Genomic DNA, 5,909 nt, shown 5'->3' with positions numbered 1-5,909 from the left:
ATAAGATTTTGCGGTAGCGCAAAATAGACCTAAGAAATTGAGGAGGGCCATGTTTCGAGTACGCGGATTTCGCGTTAGGAGAATGGATATCATCCGAGAATAAGATTTTGCGGTAGCGCAAAATAGACCTAAGAAATTGAGGAGGAACATTTCTGGTGAAGCGAGCAAAAGCATTTTTAGTGTTATTTGGCAGTTTAATCTTTTTAGCTGGCTGTGGTAATTTGCAGTCTTCCGGGCTTGGTTCCGGTAGTGGTACTAAAAGTAAATCTTCAGTTCAAACAACTGGTCAGGTTTCAGACAGCGATTACCAAGGAGTTGTCCGCAATGGTAAGTATCTAACCAGCAAATCACGTGGTTTGTCCGAGGATCAAAATACCAATGGTTATAATTTGAAGAGCTTTGAGAGCGGCTTATTAACAGTCTCTAAAAAGCAATTTCCAACCAATAAGTACGTGTTTCAAGAAGGACAGTATTTGAACAAAACAACTGTCACGAATTGGTTGGCCCGTAAATCAAAGGATAATCCAGATGGGTTAAATCCGGCTAGCAATGGGCAAACCGATGCTAATAAACGGAACCCGATTTATTTGCAACAATTGGAAGAACAGGACTACATGACTCAGAGCGGTAGTAAATTATCGCTTGGCGGCGTAACGATTGGTTTAGGAATGAATCAAATTGATTATTACACCAAAAAACAGTATGGCCCAACTTACCAAACAAAGATTTCCAACGCTCAAATGGTTGCCGAAGCAAAAAAGATGGCTAACGAAGTCGTTAAACGTATGCGGGCCAAGAGTGGTATGAGCAAGGTGCCAATTACGATTGCGTTATACCAGCAGGCGCCGAATGACAGCTTAGTTGGTGGGACTTTCTTTGCCAATGGGACTAGCAAAAATGGTAGTAAGACGATTAGTGACTGGAATAGTATGAACCAGAAAAATTATACGCTACCTGCCGTAGCTGGTGCCAAGTCAGGTAATAGTAGTGATAGTGATGCTTTTGACAACTTTAAAACACAAATTCAAAGTTTCTTCCCTAATTTATCTGGTGTTACAGCACAAACACACTATAATAACGGAACTTTGGCGGGAATGAACGTTTCGATCAATACGCAATTTTATAGTCAAACGGAAATCATGAGTTTTACCCAGTTTATCGCTACTGAAGCGGAGCATTATCTACCTAGCAACGTACCAATTCAAGTGACGATTAGTTCTTCTGAAGGAATCCAATCCTTTGTTGCCCGAGATTCGGGGCAAAAGAGCTTCTATACGCACGTGTTTGGTAGTTATTGAGGTGGCTAAAAACCATTTTTGCACGCGTTTGTTTGGTAGTCCTTATCGCAAACAAGCGACTTTATGGTAAAATAATGGCGTAACCAAAAATGAAAGTGAGGCAAGAGAATTGGCAATTAGTAAAGAACAAGTAACGCACGTTGCGGATTTAGCTCGATTATCCTTTACGGATGAAGAACTTGGCCAATTTACCGATCAATTAAGTCAGATCACAGATATGTTCAATGAATTACAAGAAGTTGATACAAAGGGTGTTGAACCAATGACACACGTGGTGGATCTCGTTAACGTATTACGGGACGATGTTCCAGCTGCGGCTAACCCACAGGAACGTGAAGCTTTACTTAAAAACGCACCGGACGCTGAAGACGGCTATATCAAGGTGCCAGCAATTTTAGATAACGAGGGGGACGATGGTGAATGAACTACTTTACAAATGATTTAACCAAAATCCACGCGCAACTCGTTAATAAAGAATTAACTAGTTATGATTTAACTAAACAAACGATTACGGCTTTAAAAGAAACTGATAAAAAAGTCGATGCTTTTTTAACGTTGAACGAAGAAAAAGCGTTGGAAATGGCCAAAGCGATTGATGAAAAGGGCATTGACCCAGCTAATCTTTTAGCTGGAATCCCAGTTGCAGTTAAAGATAACATTATGACGAAGGATTTACGGACGACCGCTGCCAGTAAAATTCTTGAAAATTTTGTGCCAGTCTATGACGCGACAGTAATGGAACACATCTACGCCCACGACATGGTTCCGATTGGTAAAACCAATATGGATGAATTTGCCATGGGTGGTTCAACGGAAAATTCTGCTTTTAAGACAACCAAGAATCCATGGAACTTAACCAAGGTGCCTGGTGGTTCTTCTGGCGGCTCTGCAGCAGCAGTTTCTGCCGGAATTGTACCAATTGCTTTTGGTTCTGATACTGGTGGCTCAATTCGGCAGCCCGCTTCATTTACCGGGATTGTTGGCATGAAACCAACTTATGGTCGCGTGTCTCGTTGGGGCTTGATTGCTTTTGGTTCCAGTCTTGATGAAATTGGCCCAATGACACGTAACGTCAAAGATAATGCGACTGTCTTAGCGGCAATTGCTGGCTTTGATGAACATGATGGGACGACAGTAAATAAGGAGGTACCAGATTTTACTGCAAACATTGCTAAGGGTGTTAAAGGGCTTAAGATTGGTTTGCCTAAAGAATACCTTGGTGAAGGCGTTCAACCAGAAGTTAAGGCCGCAATTTTGGCCGCTGCAGATAAGTTCCGTGAGCTTGGTGCAACGGTTGAAGAAGTTTCGTTGCCACACAGTAAGTATGGTGTTGCAGCTTACTACATTATTTCTTCATCTGAGGCCTCATCTAACTTACAGCGCTTTGATGGCATTCGTTATGGTGTTCGGGCGACAGACGTTAAGAACTTAAATGATGTCTATGTTCGTTCACGAACGGAAGGTTTTGGCCCAGAAGTTAAACGGCGAATTATGCTAGGAATGTATTCATTATCAGCTGGCTATTATGATGCTTACTTCAAGAAGGCCGCTCAAGTACGGACTTTGATGAAACAAGACTTTGCTAATGTTTTTGCTGATTATGATTTAATTATGGGACCTGTTGCGCCAACAACTGCTTACGGTATTGGTGAAGATGTTTCCGATCCATTGACGATGTACGCCGGGGATGTTTTAAGTGTACCAGTTAATATGGCTGGCTTACCTGGTCTATCATTACCAGCAGGCTTTGCGGCTGGTTTGCCAATTGGGATGCAATTAATTGGTAAGGCCTTTGATGAGCAAACGATTTATCAAGCGGGCTATGCTTTTGAAAAAGCAACTGATTTCCATAAAGAAACACCAACGTTGGGAGGTAACAACTAGTGAATTTTGAGACAACAATTGGACTTGAAGTCCACGTCGAATTAAAGACAAAGTCAAAAATGTTCAGTCCATCGGCTAATGAGTTCGGTGATACTCCTAACATGAATACTAACGTCATTGATTGGGGCTATCCTGGTGTTTTACCTAAGGTTAATAAGGGTGCCGTTGATTTCGGAATGCGCGCCGCCTTAGCCTTAAACGCAACGATTGCCCAAGATAACCATTTTGACCGAAAAAACTATTTTTATCCCGATAATCCTAAAGCTTACCAAGTGACGCAGTTTGAGCAACCGATTGGCCATGATGGCTGGGTTGAAGTTCATTTGAGTAATGGTACAACGAAAAAAATCGGAATTGAAGAACTTCATTTAGAAGAAGATGCTGGTAAAAACACCCATACTGGTCAATACTCTTACGTTGATTTAAACCGGCAGGGGACACCACTGATTGAAATTGTATCAAAGCCTGATATGACAACACCAGAAGAAGCCTATGAATACATGGAAACCTTACGGCAAGTCATCCAGTTTACTGGTGTTTCTGACGTTAAGATGGAAGAAGGTTCTTTGCGAGTTGACGCCAACATTTCACTGCGGCCAATTGGGCAAAAGGAATATGGTGTTAAAACTGAATTGAAGAACATTAATTCATTTACTTATTTGCGTAAGGGCTTAGAATACGAAGAAAAGCGCCAGGCACAAATCTTACTTTCTGGCGGTCAAATTCGTCAGGAAACACGGGGTTTTAACGAAAATACTGGTGAAACTGTGTTACAGCGAATTAAGGAAGGTTCCGATGATTACCGTTACTTCCCTGAGCCAGATATTCCACCGTTGCAAATCAGCGACAAGTGGATTGATGAAGTTCGCGCTTCGATTCCAGAAATGCCCCACGAACGTCGAAAACGTTACATTAACGATTTTGGTTTAACCGAAAATGACGCACAAGTTTTGACTTCAACGTTAGAGATGGCTAATTTCTTTGAGGAGACAGTTAAGCAAGGTGCCGATGCGAAATTAGTTTCTAACTGGTTGCAGGGTGAAGTCAGTGCTTACATGAACGCCCAAAAATTGGATTTACAAGAGACTAAGCTAACACCAGAAAACTTAGCGACGATGATCAACTTGATCACTGACGGGACAATTTCGTCAAAAATTGCTAAGAAAGTCTTCAAAGAAACGATTACTAATGGTACGGAACCGAAACAATGGGTGGAAGATAAGGGCATGGTACAATTATCTGATCCTGCTAAGTTGCTACCAATGATTACTGAAGTTTTAGATAATAATGGTCAGTCGATTGATGACTTTAAGAATGGTAAAGATCGTGCCATTGGATTCTTAGTGGGTCAAATTATGAAACAGACGCACGGTCAGGCGAACCCTAAGGTGGTTAACCAACTGTTAATTAGCGAATTAAAGAAACGCTAGAAAGTAGGTTTCTGGGCCACATTTGCAGTTTAGAAATTAACTTACGGTGCCGATACTGATTGGACCTAGTAGAGGCTGTTTGAATCACGGCCAAGTGCAGCAACTAAATGCTTTAGCACTTTTAGGCCAGTTTACTTAAGAAAATAATGAAAAGAGGACTTAAGATGCAGCAGCGAGCACGAATTATTTATAACCCTTCCGCAGGGCATGAAAGTTTAAAACGTAGCATGATTGATATTTTAGGTATTTTTGAAGCGGACGGTTATGAGACAAGTGCTTACGCCACGACGCCAAAGCCTAATTCTGCACGTGATGAAGCAACGCGAGCGGCCAAGGAAGGCTTTGACTTAGTGGTTGCTGCTGGTGGTGATGGTACAATTAATGAAGTTGTCAATGGTATTGCTGGGTTAAAACAACGTCCTAAAATGGCGATTATTCCGGCTGGAACAACTAATGATTATGCCCGCGCTCTCAAAATTCCCCGTGAAGATCCGGTTGAAGCAGCAAAGGTTGTCTTAAAAAATCAAACCATAAAAATGGATATTGGTCAGGCAAATGATCAGTATTTCATGAACATTGCTGGTGGCGGCTTTTTAACTGAACTAACCTATGATGTCCCATCAGAAACTAAATCAATCTTTGGTTACTTGGCTTACTTGATTGAAGGTGCAAAAATGTTGCCGCAAATTAAACCAGTGCCAATGCATTTGGAATACGATGGTGGTGTTTATGAAGGTAAGGCTTCAATGTTCTTACTAGGTTTAACCAATTCAGTTGGTGGTTTTGAACAAGTTGCACCAGATGTGTCACTAGATGATGGTCGTTTTTCCTTGATTATCGTTAAAACGGCGAATATGGTGGAGTTAATTCATTTAATGGCGCTGGCACTAAATGGTGGCCGACACATCGATGATAAGCGAATTATTTATACAAAAACGCATAAATTAGTTGCGCGTTCTGAAAATAAAGAACGGATGATGATTAATCTTGATGGTGAATACGGCGGTGATGCACCAATGACTTTCATCAATTTGCATCAACATATCGAAATGTTCGCTAACGTGGATGCCTTACCTGAAAAAGCAGTCACTGGCGACCAAACATTAATTGAAGAAGTACCTACTGATACTACTAAATAACAAAGTGGCTCTCTGTCAAATCCTGTTGATAGCCAATTTTACAGTGTTAGAAGTTAAGCAACTTCTAACACTGTTTTTTTGTTTGGTTTGGTGCGCATTTGTTGTAGTTTGATCCGTGAAACTAAATGGTGATAGTTACGAAAACCAAAAGCCGTTCG

Annotated in this window: 5 protein-coding genes; all 5 read left to right on the top strand. The window is 41.3% G+C overall.

The genetic code is table 11. The features are described from left to right. Positions 1–155: 155 nt before the first annotated feature. The 5 genes from EKM98_RS04520 (at position 156) to EKM98_RS04500 (ending at position 5,751) form a co-directional block, all read left to right on the top strand. Positions 156–1,298 carry a CamS family sex pheromone protein gene (locus EKM98_RS04520; RefSeq protein ID WP_125980891.1) on the top strand — a complete coding sequence of 381 codons (1,143 nt, stop codon included), beginning with the start codon at positions 156–158 and terminating at the stop codon, positions 1,296–1,298. Between the two features lie 109 nt (positions 1,299–1,407). Then, positions 1,408–1,722 (top strand): Asp-tRNA(Asn)/Glu-tRNA(Gln) amidotransferase subunit GatC, encoded by a 315-nt coding sequence (gatC, locus tag EKM98_RS04515; protein ID WP_125980889.1) that lies wholly within the window; start codon positions 1,408–1,410, stop codon positions 1,720–1,722. Beyond that, entirely contained in the window at positions 1,719–3,182 is a 1,464-nt protein-coding gene (gatA, locus tag EKM98_RS04510; RefSeq protein ID WP_125980888.1) for an Asp-tRNA(Asn)/Glu-tRNA(Gln) amidotransferase subunit GatA, read from the top strand. The genes gatC and gatA overlap by 4 nt, the downstream gene beginning before the upstream one ends. Beyond that, a complete protein-coding gene (gene gatB / locus EKM98_RS04505; protein WP_125980886.1) occupies positions 3,182–4,612 on the top strand; it encodes an Asp-tRNA(Asn)/Glu-tRNA(Gln) amidotransferase subunit GatB in 1,431 nt (476 codons plus the stop codon). The genes gatA and gatB overlap by 1 nt, the downstream gene beginning before the upstream one ends. A 164-nt stretch (positions 4,613–4,776) precedes the next feature. Next, positions 4,777–5,751, top strand: a complete 975-nt coding sequence (locus EKM98_RS04500; RefSeq protein WP_125980884.1) for a diacylglycerol kinase — start codon at positions 4,777–4,779, stop codon at positions 5,749–5,751. Positions 5,752–5,909: the final 158 nt, after the last annotated feature.

The sequence above is a fragment of the Loigolactobacillus iwatensis genome (assembly GCF_003950295.1).
Taxonomy (GTDB): domain Bacteria; phylum Bacillota; class Bacilli; order Lactobacillales; family Lactobacillaceae; genus Loigolactobacillus; species Loigolactobacillus iwatensis.
Note: the sequence above shows the minus strand (reverse complement) of the source record. Positions and strands in the feature narration are given on the sequence as shown.